Here is a 19,248-nt window from a genome sequence, read left to right as displayed (position 1 = left end):
ATATCCAGAAGGAAGTCATCGACCTCTGCCCGACCCACTGCATGAGCTGGGACGGCAGCAAGCTGTCTATCGACACTGCGAACTGCGTGCGCTGCATGCACTGCATCAACACCATGCCCCGCGCCCTGCATGTCGGTGACGACCGCGGCGCCTCCATCCTCGTCGGCGCCAAGGCTCCTATCCTCGACGGCGCTCAGATGGGCTCCCTGCTCGTTCCCTTCATTCCCGCGGAAGAACCCTTCGACGAAATCAAGTCCGTTATCGAAAAGATCTGGGACTGGTGGATGGAAGAAGGCAAGAACCGCGAACGTGTTGGCGAAACCATCAAGCGTCTCTCCTTCCAGAAGCTGCTTGAAGTGACCGAAATCCCGGCCATTCCTCAGCACGTCATCGAGCCCCGCACGAACCCCTACATTCTCTTCAAGGAAGAGGACGTGCCCGGCGGCTGGACCCGTGACATCGCTGCTTACCGTCAGCGTCACCTGCGCTAATCAGAGAGGAGAGCAAAAATGGCTTTTATTTCTTCCGGTTACAATCCTGCAAAACCCATGGAAGGTCGTATCTCCGATATCGGACCCCGCAAGTACGACTCCTTCTTCCCTGAGGTCATTGCCAAGAACTTCGGCAAGTGGCTGTACCACGAAATTCTGGAACCCGGCGTGCTCATGCATGTGGCCGAAAGCGGCGACAAGGTCTACACTGTCCGTTGCGGCGGCGCTCGTACCATGACCACCGTACACATTCGTGAAATCTGCGAAATCGCAGACAAATACTGCGAAGGCCACGTGCGTTTCACCACGCGTAACAACGTGGAATTCATGGTCACCGATCCCAAGGTGCTTGAAGAACTCAAGGCCGACCTTGCTTCCCGCAAGTTCCCCGGCGGTTCCTACAAGTTCCCCATCGGCGGCACCGGCGCCGGCGTGACCAACATCGTGCACACCCAGGGCTGGCTGCACTGCCACACCCCCGCCACCGACGCCTCCGGCCCGGTGAAGGCCCTGATGGACACCGTGTTCTCCGACTTCCAGAACCATCGTCTGCCCGCCCCCGTGCGCATCTCCCTGGCCTGCTGCCTTAACATGTGCGGCGCCGTGCATGTGTCCGACATCGGCGTCGTGGGCATTCACAGAAAGCCCCCGATGATCGACCAGGAATGGGTCGACCAGCTCTGCGAAATTCCTCTGGCCGTCGCCGCCTGCCCCGTGGCCGCCGTGCGTCCCGCCAAGGAAGAACTCGACGGCAAGAAGATCAACACCGTGGCTATCAAGCAGGAACGCTGCATGTACTGCGGTAACTGCTACACCATGTGCCCCGCCCTTCCCATCTCCGACGGCGAAGGCGACGGTGTGCTCGTCATGGTCGGCGGCAAGATCTCCAACCGTATCAGCCGTCCCAAGTTCTCCAAGGTCGTCGTTTCCTACATCGAAAACGAACCGCCCCGTTGGCCCACGCTGTGCGCCACCGTCAAGCGCATCCTTGACGTGTACGCTGAAAACGCCAACAAGTACGAACGCCTGGGCGACTGGGCCGAACGTATCGGCTGGGAAAAGTTCTTCGAACTGACCGATTTGGAATTCACCCCCCAGCTCATCGACGACTTCCGCGAACAGGCCTACTTCAGCTGGCGTCAGTCCACCCAGTTCAAGTTCTCTGAACTGGCTGCTGAAGCCTACAAGGGTGCCGAAGCCCATGCCGAAGCCTCCAACGCCGGCGTGACTGAAGAAGACAAGACCCTGGTGTACAACTGGCTGGTGGACAAGACCAGCAAGCCCGGCGCCAAGACCAAGTTCTACTTCAACCAGTTCCTCGAACTGTTCCCCGGCGCCAGCCCCCGCAAGGTCAAGAACGTCCTCACCGCTCTGGTGGACGACGAAAAGGTGGCTTACTGGTCCTCCGGTTCCACCACCATGTACGGCCTCAAGGGCGCCGGCAAGCAGGGCGCTACTGAAGAAGGCGAATAATATCGCCTGCTGAATGGTAAGGGCCGCATGGCGCGGCCCGCGCAAGCTTCAGCCAAGCCGAAACATGAAGGGGAAGATCTTCCGGGATCTTCCCCCTTTTTTGATTCTTCCCCGGCCAAGGTACTCCCGACGTCTCTCCTCAGATATAGGATGAACGACGAAGCTCAGCTAAGCTGTGTTCGAGTTCGACTGGGCACCTGAGGAGCAACACGTTTCCTGGCTGTTTCAGCACCGGAGAAAAGGCATTTCTCCCAGACGCCGCAAGGCACGCACCCTCTTCCCCCCCTCCCTTCATGGAACAGGCACGACTTGTCATTTCCGGGCTTTCCGGCGGAAGCGGCAAAACACTGGTTTCGCTGGGCCTCACGCGGCTTTTCGCCAGGCGCGGCCTGGCCGTGCAGCCCTGCAAGAAAGGGCCGGACTATATCGACTACGCATGGCTCGCCCTTGCCGCCGGAAGGCCGGCGGCATGCCTTGACCCTTATTTTCTGGAAGATAACGCTCTTCTACGCCAGTTTTCCCACGTCTGCGCCCGACGCCCCTCCGAGCTTGCCGTCATTGAAGGCAACCGGGGCCTGTTCGACGGCCGGGATGTGGAAGGAACCTGCTCCACAGCTCATGTGGCGCGCCTTTTAAAAGCTCCCGTGGTGCTCACCATGAACTGCGCCAAAATGACACGCACGGCGGCGGCCATTGTTTCCGGCATCGCCCGCTTCGAGCCGGATCTGCACCTGGCGGGAGTTATTTTAAACAACGTGGCCGGAGAACGCCACGGATCCATGCTGCGCCGCGCCGTGGAAACCTATACCGACATTCCCGTCATGGGAATCCTGCCCCGCATGCGCAAAAACCCTCTGCCGGAACGGCACATGGGCCTTTCTCTTGATGAGGCCGATCCTGCAGCCCGCTCAGTGCTGGACTCTCTGGCCGACCTCATGGAAGAGAACAGCGATGCAGGGGTCTTCCTTTCCCTGGCACGCACTGCTCCTCCGCTCCCCGATTTTCCCGGGACATGCTCGGGGCAGACGCCTCAGCCGAACCCCGTCATCGGCTATGTGCACGACAAGGCGCTGTGGTTCTATTACGAAGAAAACCTGGAGGCTCTGCGCGAGGCCGGCGCAAAGCTGGTACGCGTGAGCCTTTTCGACGATGCGCCCTGGCCGAAGCTCGACGGGCTTTACCTCGGGGGAGGGTACCCGGAACTTTTCGCCGACGAAATCAGCGTGTCACAGCATCTTGAGGAAATACGCACCCTTTCCCTGGCAGGCCGCCCCATCTATGCCGAATGCGGAGGATTCATGGTGCTGTGCGACGCGCTCATGCTCGACGACGGGCCGCGCCCCATGGCGGGCCTGCTCCCGCCCCGCCCGCGCTTTTTCCGCCGCCCGCAGGGCCTCGGCTATGTCACGGCGCGCGTCACGGCGAAAAATCCCTTCCATCCTCTGGGAAGCGTATGGCGCGGGCATGAGTTCCACTATTCCCGCTGCGAATGGCCCGAAGGCCCCCTGCCCGCATGCAGCCTGGAGCTTTCCCCGGGCACGGGTATGTATGAAAAGGGCGGCATCCATTACGACGGACTGCTTTCGCGGCGCACCTTCGCCTGCTGGACGCATCTCTTCGCCCCGGCCGTGCCGCACTGGGCGAAGAACTTCGTCCGGGCCTGTGCCGATGCACGCGGCCCTCTCGATTCTCCGCAAGGATAATGCTTGCATCACACCCCCTTCAAAGGATTGTACCCTGCCGGTACCGGCCGAAACGCCGAAGCATGAAGGCGGCCCCAGGATACGGAACGGGGCTTGCCCGAAAAGGCTTGTCCGCCAAGGTTCGGCCATTGCGCCCCGATATCCGCACTTCAGCCGGAAGAGGGGCTCTTTCGGAAAAAACGCGAATAAACGTCGCAACACCGCCCTTTCCCATGTCCCTGTAAAACCGCAGTCACCGGCGGGCAGAAAAAGCCCGGAAGCCGAGGCATCCGAGCTTTCTTGTCTGCCGTTCGGGCGTCCATCGTCTGGACGAAGAAAAAGTGTTCAGCGTCTTTTCTCCAGCTTGCGGCCCAGCCATGCCCAGAAACAGGATACCAGAAGATACATGGCCGCCGTGACAAGCCACAGCTCAAAGGTTATGCGGGATACGGCCATGACTTCCAGGCTTTGAAAGGTGAGTTCCGGCAGCGATATGGCCGAGGCAAGGGCTGTTTCCTTGAACACGGAAATACACTGCCCTGTAAGGGGCGGCGCCATAATCCTGAAGGCCTGCGGCGCGATGATCCAGCGCATCTGCTGCCAGGCGCTCATGCCGAGGGAAGCCGAGGCATCCCATTGCGTCCTGTCCACGGATTCCAGCGCCCCGCGCACGATTTCCGCCACATAGGCTCCAGAATACACGCCCAGGGTGAGTACGGCGGCGGCCATGCGATCCAGCTGCCCGGGCGGGGCAAAAAGGGCCGCGGTCAGCGACTGCGCCCAAGCGGGCAGAGCAGCCACTGTGTCCTCCAAGCGCAGGAAGGGTTCGGAAAAAAATGACCCCGCGAAGAAATACACAAGAAAAAGCAGGACCAGCGGCGGCGTGTTGCGCAGCACGGTAATGTACAATACACCGGGCAGGGCCGAAAGCCCCCTCTGCCTTGCGGAAAGCGCCCCCACAAGGCCTCCGCTCACAAGGGCCACCAGAAGCGACCAGAAGCCCAGGCGCAACGTGCCGAAAAGGCCCTTCAGCAGCATACCGGCCTGCCACGCTCCGGAGGCATCGCGGGAAACGACGTACGGCCAGAGCGAAGCCCAGTCCCAGGCATGGCGCGTCACGGCCATGGAACGCCACGCAAAGGCGGCGACCAGCGCCAGGGCGACCGCCGCGAGAAGCGCATCCCAGCTGTTCAGCCTGCGCCAGGAGCGCGGCCGGGAATGGCCGGGGATGAAGTTCAGTTGATTCTGCTCTGCCATGCGTCAGACTTGAACCAGTAGTTACGGCGATCCTGGAGCCAGCCTTCTTCTTCCACCAGGCGTATCCAGCCGTCGAACACGTTGAGAGTGTCGAAATCGCCCTTGGGCACGGCAAAGGCCACGGGCTGCATGGCAAGCCCTGTTTCAAACTTCTGTACCAGAATGTCACCGTGCTTCAGAGTTTCCATGGCGGGAAGCGGCGCGCTGGAAACAAAGGCGTGGGCTCGACCGGAAAGCACTTCCTCCACGGCGGGAGCCTCGTCGTTGAACATGCGAAGCGTCGCCTTGGGGAAAAGCTTCGCGGCGGCCGCGGCGGCGGTGGTGCCGGTACGCACGGCAATGGTCACGCCCTCCGCGTTCAGATCCTCAATTTTGCTGATTGCGGCAGACTTTTCGCGGTTCAATGTCAGATCCACATACGCGTGATCGTAGGGGATGGAAAAATTAACGGACAGAAGACGCTGCGGCGTAATGCTCATACTGCCGATGATGACATCGAACTTGCCGGAAAGAAGCGCGGGGATGATACCGTCCCAGTTGGTGGGCACAAGCTGAAGCCTGACTCCAAGATCCTGAGCCAGTCTTTCCGCCACGTCGATTTCAAAACCGATATATTTGCCTTCCTTATCCTGCATGGCCCACGGCACGAAGGAGGAAAAGCCCACGCGGAGCGTGCCGCGCCGCACCACCTTTTCCATAACGGATTCACGGTCGGCGGAATATCCCTGAGAAGGCACGGAAAAGACGAGCCCGAGGGCCAGAAGAAAAACGGCGAAACAATGTTTCATACTTGCTCCTTTCGTTCCAGAAGCCGGGCAGGAATACTGACCAGCGATGTGAGGACAAGGTATACGGCTGCGGCGAGCAGCCACATTTCAAAGCTGAGAAAGGTGTCGGTGATGATGACGCGGGTGCGCATGGTCAGGTCGGCCACGGCTATGGCGCTTACCAGGGAGGTATCCTTGACAAGTGCGACAAGCTGCCCCGCCAGCGCGGGCAGGGACTGCCGCAACGCCTGCGGAACGACGACCTCCCTTGCGGCAAGGCTTACGGGCATGCCGAGGCTCAGGGCCGCTTCCCACTGCCCCTTGGGCACGCCCAAAACGCCCGCACGGAAAATTTCCGCCACATAGGCTCCCTCGAAGAGGCCGAGGGAAAGCACTGCCGCCCAGAAAGGCCCCACACCGAGTACGGGAGCGGCCACAAAATACACCATGAAAAGCTGCATGAGCAGGGGCGTGTTGCGGAGAGCGCCGAGAACAAGGAAAGAAAGGGCGCGCGCCACAGGCGAGGCGGAAAGACGCATGCCCGCAAGTACCGCGCCCGAAGCAAGGGAAAGCGCAAGGCTTGCCAGCGTAAGGCGCAGAGTGACATAAAGCGCCTCGACAAGCGCGCCGGGCCTGAAGGCGCCCTCTTCCCACACCCCGATGAAACGCCAGACGCGATACCATTGCCAGCGGTACTGCTCCGAAGCGGCATCCACAATCCACCAGACAAAGGCAAGCATGAGCGCAAGCAGAAGCGCTGGCCTCCACAGGGCCTTCAGGCGTTCCCTTCCGGCAAAAACGACGCAGAGATCGGGCATCGGGGCTCCCTTCAGCGGCTCAGGGAGGTTTCTTTCAGCCGGGAGCCCTCTTCCAGTTTCTTCTGCATGGATCCCCTGTCCGGAGCCTGCGTCACCACGGCCTGCCCCTGCACATATTCCACGGCATTGCTTTCCGCCAGTTCCCCGGCGGAAGCGTCGCTCTGAACCGTCACCCTGTTATAGACATGATCCAGCACCATGAGCACATAGGGCTGAAGCACCGGGGCCTTCAGGTCGATGATGACGAGGTAATATTCCCGGAAGCGGCGCGGCGTATCGGAATAGCCGGACCGGCACAGCACCAGCCAGTCGTCCACACCGTCGTTGTTCCAGTCCGTCACGGCCACAAGTTCCAGCTCCACGCGGTTCATGCCGTCTTCCATGACGGCGCGGGAACCTTCCAGCTTCACCTTTGCCTCGGGAGTGAGCATGGCTCGGAAAGTGGGGGCCACGGCTACCTTGGAATGGGGGAAGCGGAACGCCGGAGAAAGCCTGTCCACCAGAGTTTTCCCGGCATCGGAAGGGCGGGAGGCAAAAAGGGGAGAATACCAGTTGCCCTCGGCATCCACCATGTTTTTTTTCAGCATCACCGGCCGCATGGCGCGGGACATGGCGACAAACTGCCCGCCGTTCAAAGCGTCCACCATACGGCAATCCTGCGGAGCGCAGGAGGCCAGCCCCAGACAGGCAGAAAACGCAAGGCAGGCACAGAGTTTTTTCATCCTGATTCCTTTTTGCAAAAAAGAAAGATTCATATTCCTACAGGGAGCGTTCCACGCAAAAACACCGGCCCTTCCGCCGCCCGGGACTCTCATACCGATGCGGCACAACGAACTGGAAGCCTTGCATATTTTCCGACACACCGAATATCCGCCCTGTCCACGGGAGACTCATGCTTCATCCTTTTTGCCCTTTTTCACCCCACAACGCGGGCACAGGGAAAAAAGCTCGCAGACACTGCAGGCGGGCTTTCGCGCGTCGCAAACATCACGTCCGAACCAAACCAGGCGATGATTCACGTCCCCCCATTCCTCCCGGGGAAAAAGCAGCATGAGATCCTTCTCTATCCGTACCGGGTCGGTATGTTCCGTAAAACCCAGGCGGAAGGAAAGCCGCTTGACATGCGTATCCACGGCGAGACCTTCATTGATGCCGAAGCCGCCCCAAAGCACTACGTTGGCAGTCTTGCGCGCCACTCCGGGGATGGTGATGAGTTCCGCGATGGTACGCGGCACCTGACCGCCGAACACTTCCGTCACCCTTTTCGCCGCGCCCAGAAGATTCTTTGCCTTGTTGTGATAAAAGCCCGTGGGCCGTATTACGGTCTCCAGCTCCTCCTGTGCGGCTGTGGACAGCTCCGCCGGACCGGGCCAACGACGGAACAACTCCGGTGTGATGGTGTTCACACGGGCATCGGTACACTGGGCGGCAAGCACCGTCGCCACCAGAAGTTCCCACGGATTTTCATGCACGAGCATGGTTTCCGGTACGGGGTAGCGCTTTTTCAAAAGCTCAAGCACGGCCAGCGCACGGCTTGCCTTTTCCGTTTTCTTCATCAAGCCATTCCTCTGGAAAGAACCCCTTGCGGGAAATACGGCCCCACACCTCCCATACGGAAAACACGGAAACGGCATTTTCTACAAAGGAAGCGACAAACGAACCGATACACCTTTCTGCCACATTATCTCCCGGCGGGCAAGAAAAGCCCCCTTCACAGGGCGGGGCATACTTGTCAAATCCCCCTCGCTGCCGTTAAAAAGAAGAAAACTCCCTGCCGAGCGGCATGGGAAACAACATGTACGGAGCCTTGCATGATCCACCTTTCCGGTTCTCTCGCCTTTGACCGCATCATGACCTTCCCCGGCCATTTTGAAGAGCATATCCTTCCAGAAAAACTGCATTTTCTGAATGTTTCCTTCCCCATCGACAGACTTGAGGAAAAAATGGGCGGCACGGCGGGCAACATCGCCTATTCCCTCTCGCTCCTCAAGGAGCGTTCCGCCGTATACGGCAGCGTGGGCAAGGACTTCACCGGCTACGGAAGAAGGCTTGCCTCCATGGGCATAGACCTGAGCGGCGTCAAAGTCGACGAGGAAGACTTTACCGCCTGCTGCTACATCATGACCGACAAAAGCAGCAACCAAATCAACGCCTTTTCCCCTTCAGCCATGAAGAATCCGGTCTTTCCAGAAAAGACCCCTCTGCTCGCCGAAGGAGACTGGGGCCTCGTCGCACCCGGCAATGTAGACGATATGGTGAACTTCCCGGCCTATTACCGGGAAAAGGGTATTCCCTACATTTTCGACCCCGGCCAGCAGATCACCGTCCTCGGCGGCGAACAGCTCGCCTCCGGCCTTACCGGCGCTCATGTGCTCATCGGCAACGACTATGAAATACAGCGCGTGGAAAACATAACGGGGCTCTCCCGCGAAGAAATCCTTGACCGCGTGGAATTTCTCATCATCACCTTCGGGGGCAAGGGATCCACCATCCTGCACAGGGGGGTAAAGCCCTACGATATCCCCGCCGTGCCCGCAACAACCGTTTCCGACCCCACCGGCGCGGGCGACGCCTACCGCGCAGGCCTGCTCAAGGGCCTGCACAGCGGCATGGGCATGGCCTTTTCCGCAAGGCTCGGCGCAGTACTTGCCAGCTTCTGCGTGGAGCAGTACGGCACGCAGCTGCACCGGTTCACCATGGAAGAATTCCGTCAGCGCTACGAAGCCTCTTTCGGCCCCATGCCGATGCTGAAATAGCTCCACCCCATGCCCTTCCCCGCCGTGCAGACAACGGCGGGAAAGCCTCGATCCGCTGCACGCGCTGCCTTCCGTGATGTGTGACCGCCCTTTCTCTGCGTTTGAACCGAAGAAAAGCATATAGCGCGCCTGCGTCTCCCACCATGCCTGCACGCTTTACCGCGGCGTCCGTCGCCGGAGCGCGAAACTTCAAAACCTATGACGGCCTTTTTTACGCTCCCGCTTTCCCATAAAAAATACCTTTCCGACCCCCGGAGCGTTTCCGCCGGATATCGGAAAGGTATTTTTTGATGCCTATGGGTATTCCGTACAGCGAGAAGGCTTTCGTCACGCCCGATAAACGCCGCCCTTCACTTCAGGCCTGATATCTTCTGCAACAAAAAGCCTTGCAGCCTTGCGCCCTCCTGTCGGAAAACATCCACTCCATCGCTCAGGCCCTCTCCGCGCACCCGTACCGCCGCACAGGGCCTTTTCCTCCATGAGGTTCCGCTAAAAGCTCGACGGATAAAGATCAGGATCCAGCGGCTTGAAGCCTTTCTTCAAAAGTTCCTTGGCCTTCTCAATGGAATCCGGGCTTGCCGAAAGAACCATGATTGCGCTCGCAGCCTTGCCGTTGGACCCCATGTAGGTAACGCCTGTCATGCCCTGCTTTTGAAGCGTCACCATGTAGGCATTGCCGATGGGTGAAACTTCAGAGACGGTGAAGCCGCCGTTCTTCATATTGGCGGCGGACTGCGTGGCGAAATCTTTTGCGGACATGGCAATCGGCGTAAGGGTGATAGTCATGATGGTGTTGGAAGCCTTTTCCTGCAGGAGAACCATATCCACCCCCTGCGACTGCGCCGTGGTGTGCTCCCAGCTGTCCGGGACATTGAGCACAAAGTTTTCCGTTTTTATTTCCTTTGCAAAGGCGGAAGAGGCGAGGAACACGGAAAGCAGCCCGCACGCCAGAACTTACGCGATTCTGTTCATAACATTCTCCATAAGTAAAATTGTCGCCACAGAGCCCGTTCGGGGTGCGGAAAACAGGCCCTGCACAAAAGTAACAGGAGTATATTCCTTTCCCGTGATATGACAAGAAAACAGGATAGTCCTTTCCACGATACCTCTTTCCCCGCGACCTTTTCTTTCAAGAATACGCCGTTGCAGAAACGAAAAAAATTCAGGCTCGTCCCGCTGAACAACGCGGCATGCTCCCGGCAATGCCGGAGCGGGCCCTCCGCTTTTCTTTCTGCCCGGCCTTGACATCATGCCGCCCCCTTTTCTATGATTTTTTCATGAACATCATGAACGCGGTGCACACCTTCTTCTTCTGGTGGCCGGCTCGCTGACGCGGGCCGGGTTTCTGGTGTTTTCTTTCTACATCAAAATCACGGCGGGTTCCCGGCGTGATTTTTGTTATGGATAAAAGCCTTGCCGGGGCCCGAGGAGGCCCGTATGGCACGCTTTTCTCTCTTTTCTCCCCCGACGTTCCCTTCTTCCGGGAATCTTCCCCTTACTCGACCTCACGCTCCCACCCCGCTCTTTTCCCTGTGTCGGGCGGCAGGCGCATACGTCCTGAAAAGCCCCGCCTCCCTCGGAAGGCCAACGGAAACTGCCGCTCCAATTCCCTCCGACAAGCAAAGGAGCGCTGTATGAACAGCTTCGGCCCCTTTATCGCAGGAAGCGGAAACTTCAGGGTGGAAGCCTTCTGCCGCATGGCCGGAGAAGACCTCATCATTTCCATAAGCGGCGGAGAAAGCCCCCATGTAGGAGCCGTGGCCCTTGCCGTGCCTCGGGAAACAGGCAGGGCCGACAACATCGGCCTGCTCTGCGCGCCCGGCCACAGGGATGATCTGCCCGCCCATGCCCTCGCAAAAAAAATCTGCGCCGTGCTGGGCCGCACGGTGTGCCTTACCGTGGGCCTGCATGTGGACAACGCCGGAGCGGACGACATTGCCCTTCTCGTGAAAAATGCGGAAGAAGCCGTCGCGACGCTGACACGCGCCATGCAACGCGTCTCTGCCGGTATTTCCCGAGCCTGAGCCTCATTTTCCCCTGCACGCGGCCCTCAGCATGGCGCCCGCGCTCAGATCACACTTTTCTTTACCTTTTTCCGGGAGGAACCATGAATCTGCAGGATTGTCTCCATACGCTGGAAATGTCCGGCCGCATCGCCCATATCCGCAGCGAAGTCGACGCCGTACATGAACTTTCGGGCATCGCGGCAAAGCTTGAAGGCGGCAAGGTCGCTTTTTTCGACAAAGTACGCGGCTACGCATACCCCGTAGTCACGGGGCTGTGGTGGAACAGGGGAAACCTTGCCGAAATCTTCCACACCACGGAAGAGGACCTCTCCTTCCTCTTCGCCCGGGCCGTATCCGAGATGCAGAGTACTCCCGTCGCCCCTGTGATAGTGGACAACGCCCCCGCACAGGAAGTGATGATGGAAGAGCCCGACCTTTCCCGTATTCCCGTGCCCACGCACGCGCTGCTCGACGGAGGGCCCTACTTTTCCAACTGCATCATCATCGCCAAAGACCCGGAAACCGGGGTGCGCAACACCTCGGTGCACCGTCTGATGGTCACAGGGAAAAACCGACTCGGCCTGCTCATGGATGTGGGCAGGCACCTGCGCGACTATTATGAACGGGCTGAAGCCATGGGCAGGCCGCTGGAAATAACCATCAACAACGGCGTGCACCCGGCCTATTATGTGGCGGCCATAACGCCTTCCGCCGCTGCGCCCATCAATGTGGACGAACTCGCCGTGGCATCCAGCCTGCTGGGCGAACCTGCCCGCCTCTGCCGGAGCAGAAGCGTAGGGGTGGAGGGCATAGCCGACGCGCAGCTCATCATGGAGGGGGAAATCCTGCCCCATGTGCGCGAACCGGAAGGCCCCTTCGGAGAGGTAAGCGGCTACTACGCCACAAGGGAAAACCGCTGGGTCGTTTCCATAAAAACCGTCACCATGCGGAAGGATCCCGTCATCCACATGCTGCACCCGGGCAAGGAAGTGTGGAATTCCGTGGGCCTCGGCGTGGAAGCGAGCCTGTTCCGCAGCGTTTCCCGCCAAGTTCCCGGTCTGAAGAAAGTGTACATGACACACGGAGGAAGCCACTATCACGTTATCCTTCAGATCGACCCGCCCAAAAACGGCATGGCCAAAAACGCCATACTCGCGGCCTTCGCGGCCTTTCCGCCTTTACAAATGGTCACGGCCGTCAACAGCGACGTGAACATTCACAACCCCGAGGAAGTGGAGCGCGCCATGGTCACGCGCTGCGACCCGGCCTCGGATATCATCATCGTGCCCAACGCCTTCGGGCACGAGCTCAACCCCGTGCTCAGGGACAACGTGGGCGCAAAAATGGGCTTCGACTGTACCTGCCCCCTGCCCCGCTCCCCGCGCTATGAAAAAGTTGCCTATAAGGACGTGTCTTTGAAGGATTATATCATCGAGTAGCGTCAGGCCCCGGCACAGGGAAAAAAGGCTTTTCCGTCGTCCGGGCCGACCATGAAATCCCCCCCCTATCCACAGAACCTTTCTCTTTGAAGAGAAAGGCGGCCCGGCACGAAAACGCGCGGGCGGAACAAGTTCCGCCCGCGCGCAGTATCCATACGCAGAGCGCTCATGGCCTTCACGGCTGAAGCGTGCCTTTTCTCAGGCCGTCACCCCGCCGCCGTTCTACTTTTCCGCATCCACATCCACAAAACAGAAGCTGTCCACGTCGAAAAGGCCGCGGGCCGTGATCTTGAAGTGGGGAATAACGGGAAGCGCCATGAAGCTGAGCGTCATGAAGGCGTCCGCCCCTTCCCAGATATGGTAATGCGATGAAGCGACCTCCAGAAGTTCCTTCAGCTTTGCGGCTACTTCGGCTGCGGGCCTTTCGCTCATGAGGCCGCCCACGGGCAAAGGCAGCGCAGCCAGCACTTTCCCTCCGGCGATCATGACGATACCGCCTTCCATGCGTTCCAGTTCGCGCACGGCAAGGAGCATGTCGTCCTCGTCGTCGCCCGCCACCACGATATTGTGCGAATCATGGGCGATGGTAGTAGCTATGGCTCCGCCGCGCAGGCCGTAGCGGCCTTCCATGAGGCCCACGCCTATCTTGCCCGTGGCGTGATGGCGTTCCAGCACGGCGATTTTCACAAGGCCGGGGTTGAGGGAAAGCTCCACTTCGCCGTCAGGGCCGGTTGCCACAGGCCGCACCAGACATTCTGTAATCAGCGAATGGGGCAGAAGCCCGATGATTCTCGCCTTACCCGAAGTCACGCGCACGGAAAAAGGGCGTTCCGGCAGGGGGGCCAGCACCACACTTCTGCCAAGTTCCCCCGGGTCGCTCTGAGGCAGAGCGCGCAGCATACGACCCTCCCGGGCCACAAGCTCGCCACCCGCCCAGCAAGCAACCACCCGGAACGATTCCAGATCTTCCACAAGCACAAGGTCGGCGCGAAGGCCGGGGGCAATGCCGCCCCTGTCGCGCAGGCCGTAACATTCCGCCGCATTCAGCGTGGCCATACGCACGGCGCTCACCGGGTCGATGCCCGCAGCCACGGCCATGCGCACATTGTTCACGATATGCCCGCGCCTCAGGATATCGGCAGGCTGCCTGTCGTCGGTGCAGAAAAGGCAGCGGCGCTGATTCTCCGGCGTGAGACCGGGCAGAAGCTTCAAAAGATCGCGCGAGGCGGTGCCTTCGCGCAAAAGAACGTACATGCCGCGCGAGACGCGTGCCTCAAGTTCCTCCACCGTGGTGCACTCATGGTCGGTACGCACACCGAGAGCGGCGTACACATCCAGCTCCGCACCGGAAAGAAGCGGCGCATGCCCGTCGATCACCTTGCCAGCGGCTAGAGTGGCCTCCAACTTTTCCAGAACATCGGCATCTCCCGCAAGAAGACCCGGTACATTCATCATTTCCGCGAGTCCCCCCACCTTGTCGTCGGCAAGAAGGGGAGCAATATCGCGGGCAGAGAGCACTGCCCCGGCATCCTCCACAGGAAGGGCGGGAACACAGGAAGAAAGCATGATGCGCACATCAAGCGGCAGAGGCCGCGAGGCTTCCAGCATGTAGGAAAGGCCCGCCATGCCCTTTACATTGGCTATTTCATGCGGGTCGGCCATGACTGTGGTCGTGCCGAAGGGAAGCACCATTTCGGCAAAACGCGCGGGGCAGAGCATGGAGGATTCTATGTGCACATGACCGTCGATAAGGCCGGGCAGAAGGTAGCGTCTCCCTCCGTCCACCACCTCGCGGGCCGCAAGAGGGCTGAATCCGAGAATACGGCCCTGTCCGAAACATACGCAGCCTTCCCGCACCGTCCCGCCGAATACGTCCACCACGTGCACGTTGTCGATGCGCACATCCGCGGGCATGCGCCCTGTGGCCATGGCCCAGAATTCCCTGTTCATATTTCCCTTCCTTGAAATGCTTTTATGGTTGGACACGGCCAGTTGCAGAGCCCCCAGGCGCGGCAACAAGATGTTTTCCCGAAGCCCGACGCACGGTTTCCGCTTTTCGGCAGCATGTTTTCTGCCTGCCCTTCAGAAAATACCGTCTCCTTTGCCGCACGGCAATGCGAAATCGCGCCCGCGCACCTTTTTCAGGCCGCCTCGCCGCGCTGCGTACTCTTCATGCGGATTTCCCTGTCCACCAGCTGCGCAAGAAGAAGGGACATGACCGTGATCCCCGCGCCGAAGAAAAACACGGACTGATACCCCCAGCTCAACCACATCCAGCCGCCAATGGCAGGAATCGTCACGGCGGGAATATGGTTGATGGTCTGGGCTATGGCCATATTGGGCGCGGCGTCTTCAGGAAAGGCTATTTTCTGGAAGAAGGTGCGCACGGCGATGGAGAAGTTGAAGGTGAGGCTGTCGAACACATACAAAAGCACGATGAGGTATTCGCTTTTTGTCAGGGCGTAGCCCATGAAAATGACGAAGGCCGAGATATATTCAATAGTCATGAGGCGGCGTTCGCCCAGCCTGTTGATGATCTTCCCCACCATGGGGTTGAACAGCCAGTTCACCGTATAGTTGAACATGAACAGGAGCGATACGCTGCGCACGGAAAAGCCGAACTGTTCCACCATGAGAAAGACGGCGAATACGGAAAACACGATGCGGCGGCCGCCCATGAGAAAATTCAGGATATAAAAAAGCCAGTAGCGTTTCTGAGGCAGTATCCTTTTCCGCTGCCTGGGAGCATTGCTCCCCATAAGGGGATGCACCAGGCCGAAAAAGCCGAGCAGAAGACCCACGGCCCCGGGCACGAAGAACAGCCAGACAAAGCTCAGCCTGTCGGAAAACAGAAACATGAATATGGAGATCATAAGGCTTCCGCCGGCCACCAGGCCGCGCAGACGCCCCATGACGATAGGCGTCTGCCTGAGGTCGAAATGCTGGATTGCCAGGGAATTATTCATGGCCTCGAAATAATGGAATCCGAAGGACATGAGCATGCTGGTGAAGATGATGGGCACGAAGGAAGGAAACATGCCGGTGAGCATGGTGCCGAGCCCCGCGGCCATAACGGAAAGCGCAGCCAGCTTATGCTCCTTCATGAAAAAGAGGAAGAAAATAAGGGTGACGCCCAGGAGGCCCGGTATCTCGCGCAGGCCCTGCACAAGCCCGCTCTCGGCAGGGCTGAGGCCTGCACAGTTGACCACGAAGTTGTTGTACAGCATGGTCCAGCCCTGCATGGCTACGGTGGAGCCGAAATTGAGCATGGCCATGAAAAGAAGAACGTGTTTTTTCGATGCGGGAAGCCCTGAGAACAGCGCCATATCTCACCTTTGGAACCATGGGAAAAAACGGCAGCAGACGATATTCCGCCAAAATCCCGGCCGCGCCGCGCCGTTCCTCACCCGGATAAAAGTTACCGATTATTCTGCACTGAAGGTTCAGGTGTATGCCTTATCCGGCGTCGCGTCAAAGGGAGGGAAAAAATGCATCCATGGAACGGGAATCCTGGCCCCCGGCAACACGTTAGCCGAAAGATCTTCCGAGGACATACTGTGTATGCCGGACTGCGCATCTTCCCCGCAGTATATACCGCCCCGGTCTTTCCGGGACAATGCTTTTTCCCGGCCCTTCCCACCGTCGGGGACTCATGCGCCGGCGTCCTGTTTTCTTTTCCCCATGCCGTGCCAGAAAAGGAAATGGCGCTATGTATATATGCGGGCTTGCCGTGCCGTCACCTTATTTCAAGGAGCATGAGCCATGAACGCACAGGTACAGGAGCTTCTCAGGGAACAGGTCAACAGGGAGCTGTTCTCAGCCTATTTCTACCTGGCTATTGCCAGCCATTATCATGCAAGGAAACTGGACGGCTTCGGCCGATTCTTCGAAATGCAGGCGGAGGAAGAAAAAAATCATGCCATGAAATTCCTGAAATACCTTCTGGACAACGATGTAAAAATGAATTTCGGCCCCATCGACGCGCCTTCGGCGCACTTTGCGGGCGAGCGGGAGCCTCTGGCCGCCGCACTCAGGCATGAGCAGTACATTACTTCGCTGATCCACAGCCTCTACAAGCAGGCCCGAGACAGCGAAGACTTCCGCACCTGCCAGTTTTTGGAATGGTTCATCGGGGAGCAGGGAGAAGAGGAAAAAAGCGCAGGCGACCTCATCGCCCGTTTCGATCTTTGCGGCGGCGACGCCCGGGGCCTGTACCTGCTGAACGCGGAACTGAAATCCCGCGCATGACAGGTGTGGAAAGCCACAACAAAGGGGAGGGCCGAGCCCTCCCCCCTTTTTTCCATTGTCTTTGCCCGCCGGGCGGGCTCCGCTTTTTACCGCGTAGAGGCAAAACTCCCTTCGCGAAGTCGATGCCCCGCAAAAAGCGCTCCGGCCCGCGGCCTAGGCTTCGCCGTATTCCAGCAGGCCTTTCTCCTGTACCAGCATACGCAGAAAGGCGTTGTTGTGCCCGTGGCCGGAGCAGGACACCGTGAAGGACCCCAGAAGCGGCCTGCCCAGCATGGCCATGTCGCCGATGAAATCCAGGAGCTTGTGGCGCACGAATTCATCAGGGAAGCGCAGGCCTTCCTTGTTCAGCACGCCCTCATCTCCCACGACGATCACGTTGTCCAGCGAGCCTCCGCGGGCAAGCCCCTTGCTGTGCAGGTATTCCACTTCCTTCAGAAAGCCGAAGGTGCGCGCCGGTGCGATTTCCCGGGCAAAAGTTTCAGGCGTGACCTCCAGCGCAAAACGCTGTTCCCCGATGACGGGGTGCGGGAAGCGTATGGTGTAATCCACATGAAAGCCGTCGAAAGGCCGCGCGATAATGGCTTTACCGTCCTTTTCCAGAGAACATTCCCGTGTGATGCGGGCTATGCGGCGCGGCGCGGACTGCTCTGAAAATCCCGCGATACGGAGCGCCTCCACCACCTCTTTCGCCGAGCCGTCGAGAATGGGCACTTCCCCTCCCTCGACGTGCACTTCCACATTGTCCACGCCAAGGCCGGAGAGTGCCGCAAGTACATGCTCAATGGTGGAAACGCGGGCCTGCCCGTCGCTGATGGTGGTGGCAAGTTCCGTCGTGCTCACCGCTTCAGGGCGCGGAGAAAGCAGATGCACGCCGTCTTCGGCATGGATATGAAAAACAATGCCCGAATTCTCCGGCGCGGGCCGAAACTCCATGCTGACCTCACGGCCTGAATGGAGGGAAACACCCTTGCAGCCGACAGCCTTGCCAAGAGTGATCTGCGGCATAAACAACTCCTGTAGCCGCGGCGGAACAGCCCGCCGGGCCTCCCCGGGCCTTCCGGGGGCTTATACGCAAAGGCGCCTCACCGCGAAAAGGAAGCGGTCCTTCCCTGCGAGGTCGCGCCCCGTGCGCACATCCGTCCAGTATGCGTCCGGGCACAACGCCCGGCACGCTTCGCCCTGAAGACAGCCGTGCTCCATGAGCAACAGGCCGCCTTCCTTCAGCAGGGCGCGTGCCGCCGCTTCCACCGCGCGGGGATGCTCCAGACCCTGAGGCCCGGGAACCAGCGCGGAACGCGGTTCAAAATTCCTTACGCCCGCATCCAGCGCGGCGTATTCCTCTTCGCTCACATACGGGGGATTGCTGACCACAAGGTCGAAGCTTCGCCCCTCAAAAGGCAGAGGAAGAGTAAAGTCGGCCTGCAGAAAATCCACGCGCCCCGCCGTGCCGTGGCGCGCGGCGTTGGCTTTCGCCGCCTCCAGGGCTCCGGGGGAAACGTCCACGGCCGCGCCGCGCCACAAAGGCCGCTCCGAAGCGAGCGTCACGGCAATGCAGCCGCTGCCCGTGCCGAGGTCGAGAAAGCGGATCTCTTCCCTGCCGGCAAAAAAACGCAGCGCCTCCTCCACCAGATGTTCCGTTTCCGGCCTGGGGATCAGCGTGTGGCGGTTCACCAGAAAATCCCGGCCGTAAAACTCCCTTGTGCCGAGAAGATAGGCCACAGGCTCCCCGGCAAGGCGACGGGCAAGCAGGGCCTCAAGGACAGCTTCATCCTGCGGCGGAATCTCTTCTTCCGCATGGGCCACAAGCGCGACCTTGTCTATGCCGAGCACATGGCACAGGAGTATCCCCGCCACAAGGGCCGGGGATTCCGTGCCGGCAAGGCGCGCCGTCGCCCGCATTTTCCATTCACGCCTGTTCATGCCCTCTCCCGGCATGCCCCGCGACTGCAGCACTACGAAGTGCTCCCTCCGGCAGGAGGACTCTTCCCTCAAAAAAATGCTTTAAGGGCACGAAGTACATCCTCTTCTCCTCCATACGGAACGCATGTGCCGCCAGCGCCACGTCATGCAGACCGTATGGACTCGCCGCTCCCGGCAGAAATTCTTCCTTTATCCGCAGACACAAAGCATTCATGCGCCGAATCTAGCACAGGAACGTGTTCAGTACAAGAAGACCTGCCCTTGTCCTTTCCGCATTTTCCGCCTTTGCGTCATTTTTTCCCCGGGCACTCCTCAGCCCAGAACACGCGGGCCCACGGCGCGGACGCAAAAAATCTCCCCCGGCCGTCAAAGACCGGAGGAGAACAGAAAC

16 protein-coding genes and 2 pseudogenes are annotated in these 19,248 nt (G+C 59.5%); 8 read left to right on the top strand and 10 right to left on the bottom strand.

The window, feature by feature from the left end:
• From K8W16_RS01560 to K8W16_RS01545, 4 genes and pseudogenes are all read left to right on the top strand, one after another.
• Positions 1–491, top strand: a pseudogene (locus K8W16_RS01560) (sulfite reductase, dissimilatory-type subunit alpha); the annotation flags it as partial.
• An 18-nt stretch (positions 492–509) separates the two neighbouring features.
• Positions 510–1,652, top strand: a pseudogene (gene dsrB / locus K8W16_RS01555) (dissimilatory-type sulfite reductase subunit beta); the annotation flags it as partial.
• 84 nt (positions 1,653–1,736) lie between these two features.
• The gene (locus K8W16_RS01550; protein WP_294555329.1) at positions 1,737–1,964 is read left to right on the top strand and encodes a dissimilatory sulfite reductase D family protein; all 228 of its coding nucleotides are present in this window, start codon (positions 1,737–1,739) and stop codon (positions 1,962–1,964) included.
• 293 nt (positions 1,965–2,257) lie between these two features.
• On the top strand, positions 2,258–3,667 hold the full coding sequence (locus tag K8W16_RS01545) for a cobyrinate a,c-diamide synthase (RefSeq protein WP_304120549.1): 1,410 nt from the start codon (positions 2,258–2,260) through the stop codon (positions 3,665–3,667).
• A 324-nt stretch (positions 3,668–3,991) separates the two neighbouring features.
• Here K8W16_RS01545 and K8W16_RS01540 read toward each other — a convergent pair whose 3' ends face one another.
• The 5 genes from K8W16_RS01540 to nth all read right to left on the bottom strand — a co-directional run bounded on the left by K8W16_RS01540 (position 3,992) and on the right by nth (position 8,044).
• Entirely contained in the window at positions 3,992–4,903 is a 912-nt protein-coding gene (locus tag K8W16_RS01540; RefSeq protein WP_304120547.1) for an amino acid ABC transporter permease, read from the bottom strand.
• Positions 4,882–5,691, bottom strand: coding sequence for a transporter substrate-binding domain-containing protein (locus K8W16_RS01535; RefSeq protein WP_304120545.1), 810 nt, complete (start codon positions 5,689–5,691; stop codon positions 4,882–4,884). Before K8W16_RS01535 ends, K8W16_RS01540 begins: the two co-directional genes overlap by 22 nt.
• On the bottom strand, positions 5,688–6,488 hold the full coding sequence (locus K8W16_RS01530) for an amino acid ABC transporter permease (protein ID WP_304120543.1): 801 nt from the start codon (positions 6,486–6,488) through the stop codon (positions 5,688–5,690). Before K8W16_RS01530 ends, K8W16_RS01535 begins: the two co-directional genes overlap by 4 nt.
• An 11-nt stretch (positions 6,489–6,499) precedes the next feature.
• On the bottom strand, positions 6,500–7,210 hold the full coding sequence (locus tag K8W16_RS01525) for a hypothetical protein (RefSeq protein ID WP_304120542.1): 711 nt from the start codon (positions 7,208–7,210) through the stop codon (positions 6,500–6,502).
• A gap of 168 nt (positions 7,211–7,378) precedes the next feature.
• On the bottom strand, positions 7,379–8,044 hold the full coding sequence (gene nth, locus K8W16_RS01520) for an endonuclease III (RefSeq protein ID WP_304120541.1): 666 nt from the start codon (positions 8,042–8,044) through the stop codon (positions 7,379–7,381).
• A gap of 255 nt (positions 8,045–8,299) precedes the next feature.
• On the opposite strand from nth, the gene K8W16_RS01515 reads away from it, so the two are divergent.
• Entirely contained in the window at positions 8,300–9,244 is a 945-nt protein-coding gene (locus K8W16_RS01515) for a carbohydrate kinase family protein (protein ID WP_304120540.1), read from the top strand.
• Between the two features lie 489 nt (positions 9,245–9,733).
• Here the strand turns inward: K8W16_RS01515 and K8W16_RS01510 are convergent, their stop codons facing one another.
• Positions 9,734–10,123, bottom strand: a complete 390-nt coding sequence (locus K8W16_RS01510) for a hypothetical protein (RefSeq protein WP_304120539.1) — start codon at positions 10,121–10,123, stop codon at positions 9,734–9,736.
• A 755-nt stretch (positions 10,124–10,878) separates the two neighbouring features.
• On the opposite strand from K8W16_RS01510, the gene K8W16_RS01505 reads away from it, so the two are divergent.
• Complete coding sequence (locus K8W16_RS01505) at positions 10,879–11,268, top strand: hypothetical protein (RefSeq protein ID WP_304120537.1); 390 nt, start codon at positions 10,879–10,881, stop codon at positions 11,266–11,268.
• Positions 11,269–11,351: 83 nt separating this feature from the next.
• Positions 11,352–12,689: a UbiD family decarboxylase gene (locus K8W16_RS01500; protein ID WP_304120536.1), complete on the top strand. Its 1,338-nt coding sequence runs from the start codon at positions 11,352–11,354 to the stop codon at positions 12,687–12,689.
• A 222-nt stretch (positions 12,690–12,911) separates the two neighbouring features.
• Here the strand turns inward: K8W16_RS01500 and ade are convergent, their stop codons facing one another.
• Positions 12,912–14,639 (bottom strand): adenine deaminase, encoded by a 1,728-nt coding sequence (ade, locus tag K8W16_RS01495; RefSeq protein WP_304120535.1) that lies wholly within the window; start codon positions 14,637–14,639, stop codon positions 12,912–12,914.
• Between the two features lie 191 nt (positions 14,640–14,830).
• Entirely contained in the window at positions 14,831–16,015 is a 1,185-nt protein-coding gene (locus K8W16_RS01490; RefSeq protein ID WP_304120534.1) for an MFS transporter, read from the bottom strand.
• A 436-nt stretch (positions 16,016–16,451) separates the two neighbouring features.
• Between K8W16_RS01490 and K8W16_RS01485 the strand changes: the two genes are divergently transcribed.
• Positions 16,452–16,937, top strand: coding sequence for a ferritin (locus K8W16_RS01485; protein ID WP_304120533.1), 486 nt, complete (start codon positions 16,452–16,454; stop codon positions 16,935–16,937).
• Positions 16,938–17,090: 153 nt separating this feature from the next.
• On the opposite strand, the gene lpxC is transcribed toward K8W16_RS01485, so the two are convergent.
• Positions 17,091–17,942 carry a UDP-3-O-acyl-N-acetylglucosamine deacetylase gene (gene lpxC / locus K8W16_RS01480; protein WP_304120532.1) on the bottom strand — a complete coding sequence of 284 codons (852 nt, stop codon included), beginning with the start codon at positions 17,940–17,942 and terminating at the stop codon, positions 17,091–17,093.
• 60 nt (positions 17,943–18,002) lie between these two features.
• The gene (gene prmC / locus K8W16_RS01475; RefSeq protein WP_304120530.1) at positions 18,003–18,857 is read right to left on the bottom strand and encodes a peptide chain release factor N(5)-glutamine methyltransferase; all 855 of its coding nucleotides are present in this window, start codon (positions 18,855–18,857) and stop codon (positions 18,003–18,005) included.
• Positions 18,858–19,248 lie beyond the last annotated feature (391 nt).

The organism is Mailhella massiliensis (genome assembly GCF_020741395.1).
GTDB lineage: Bacteria > Desulfobacterota > Desulfovibrionia > Desulfovibrionales > Desulfovibrionaceae > Mailhella > Mailhella massiliensis_A.
This window is presented reverse-complemented; position numbering and strand designations above follow the sequence as displayed.

Bases quoted from the DNA above. Each gene is read 5' to 3' on its own strand.
- K8W16_RS01490 (WP_304120534.1), bottom strand. From the start codon at position 16,015: ATGGCGCTGTTCTCAGGGCTTCCCGCATCGAAAAAACACGTTCTTCTT.
- K8W16_RS01540 (WP_304120547.1), bottom strand. From the start codon at position 4,903: ATGGCAGAGCAGAATCAACTGAACTTCATCCCCGGCCATTCCCGGCCG.
- K8W16_RS01535 (WP_304120545.1), bottom strand. From the start codon at position 5,691: ATGAAACATTGTTTCGCCGTTTTTCTTCTGGCCCTCGGGCTCGTCTTT.
- K8W16_RS01505 (WP_304120537.1), top strand. From the start codon at position 10,879: ATGAACAGCTTCGGCCCCTTTATCGCAGGAAGCGGAAACTTCAGGGTG.
- K8W16_RS01515 (WP_304120540.1), top strand. From the start codon at position 8,300: ATGATCCACCTTTCCGGTTCTCTCGCCTTTGACCGCATCATGACCTTC.
- lpxC (WP_304120532.1), bottom strand. From the start codon at position 17,942: ATGCCGCAGATCACTCTTGGCAAGGCTGTCGGCTGCAAGGGTGTTTCC.
- ade (WP_304120535.1), bottom strand. From the start codon at position 14,639: ATGAACAGGGAATTCTGGGCCATGGCCACAGGGCGCATGCCCGCGGAT.
- prmC (WP_304120530.1), bottom strand. From the start codon at position 18,857: ATGAACAGGCGTGAATGGAAAATGCGGGCGACGGCGCGCCTTGCCGGC.
- K8W16_RS01530 (WP_304120543.1), bottom strand. From the start codon at position 6,488: ATGCCCGATCTCTGCGTCGTTTTTGCCGGAAGGGAACGCCTGAAGGCC.
- K8W16_RS01500 (WP_304120536.1), top strand. From the start codon at position 11,352: ATGAATCTGCAGGATTGTCTCCATACGCTGGAAATGTCCGGCCGCATC.
- nth (WP_304120541.1), bottom strand. From the start codon at position 8,044: ATGAAGAAAACGGAAAAGGCAAGCCGTGCGCTGGCCGTGCTTGAGCTT.
- K8W16_RS01545 (WP_304120549.1), top strand. From the start codon at position 2,258: ATGGAACAGGCACGACTTGTCATTTCCGGGCTTTCCGGCGGAAGCGGC.
- K8W16_RS01485 (WP_304120533.1), top strand. From the start codon at position 16,452: ATGAACGCACAGGTACAGGAGCTTCTCAGGGAACAGGTCAACAGGGAG.
- K8W16_RS01525 (WP_304120542.1), bottom strand. From the start codon at position 7,210: ATGAAAAAACTCTGTGCCTGCCTTGCGTTTTCTGCCTGTCTGGGGCTG.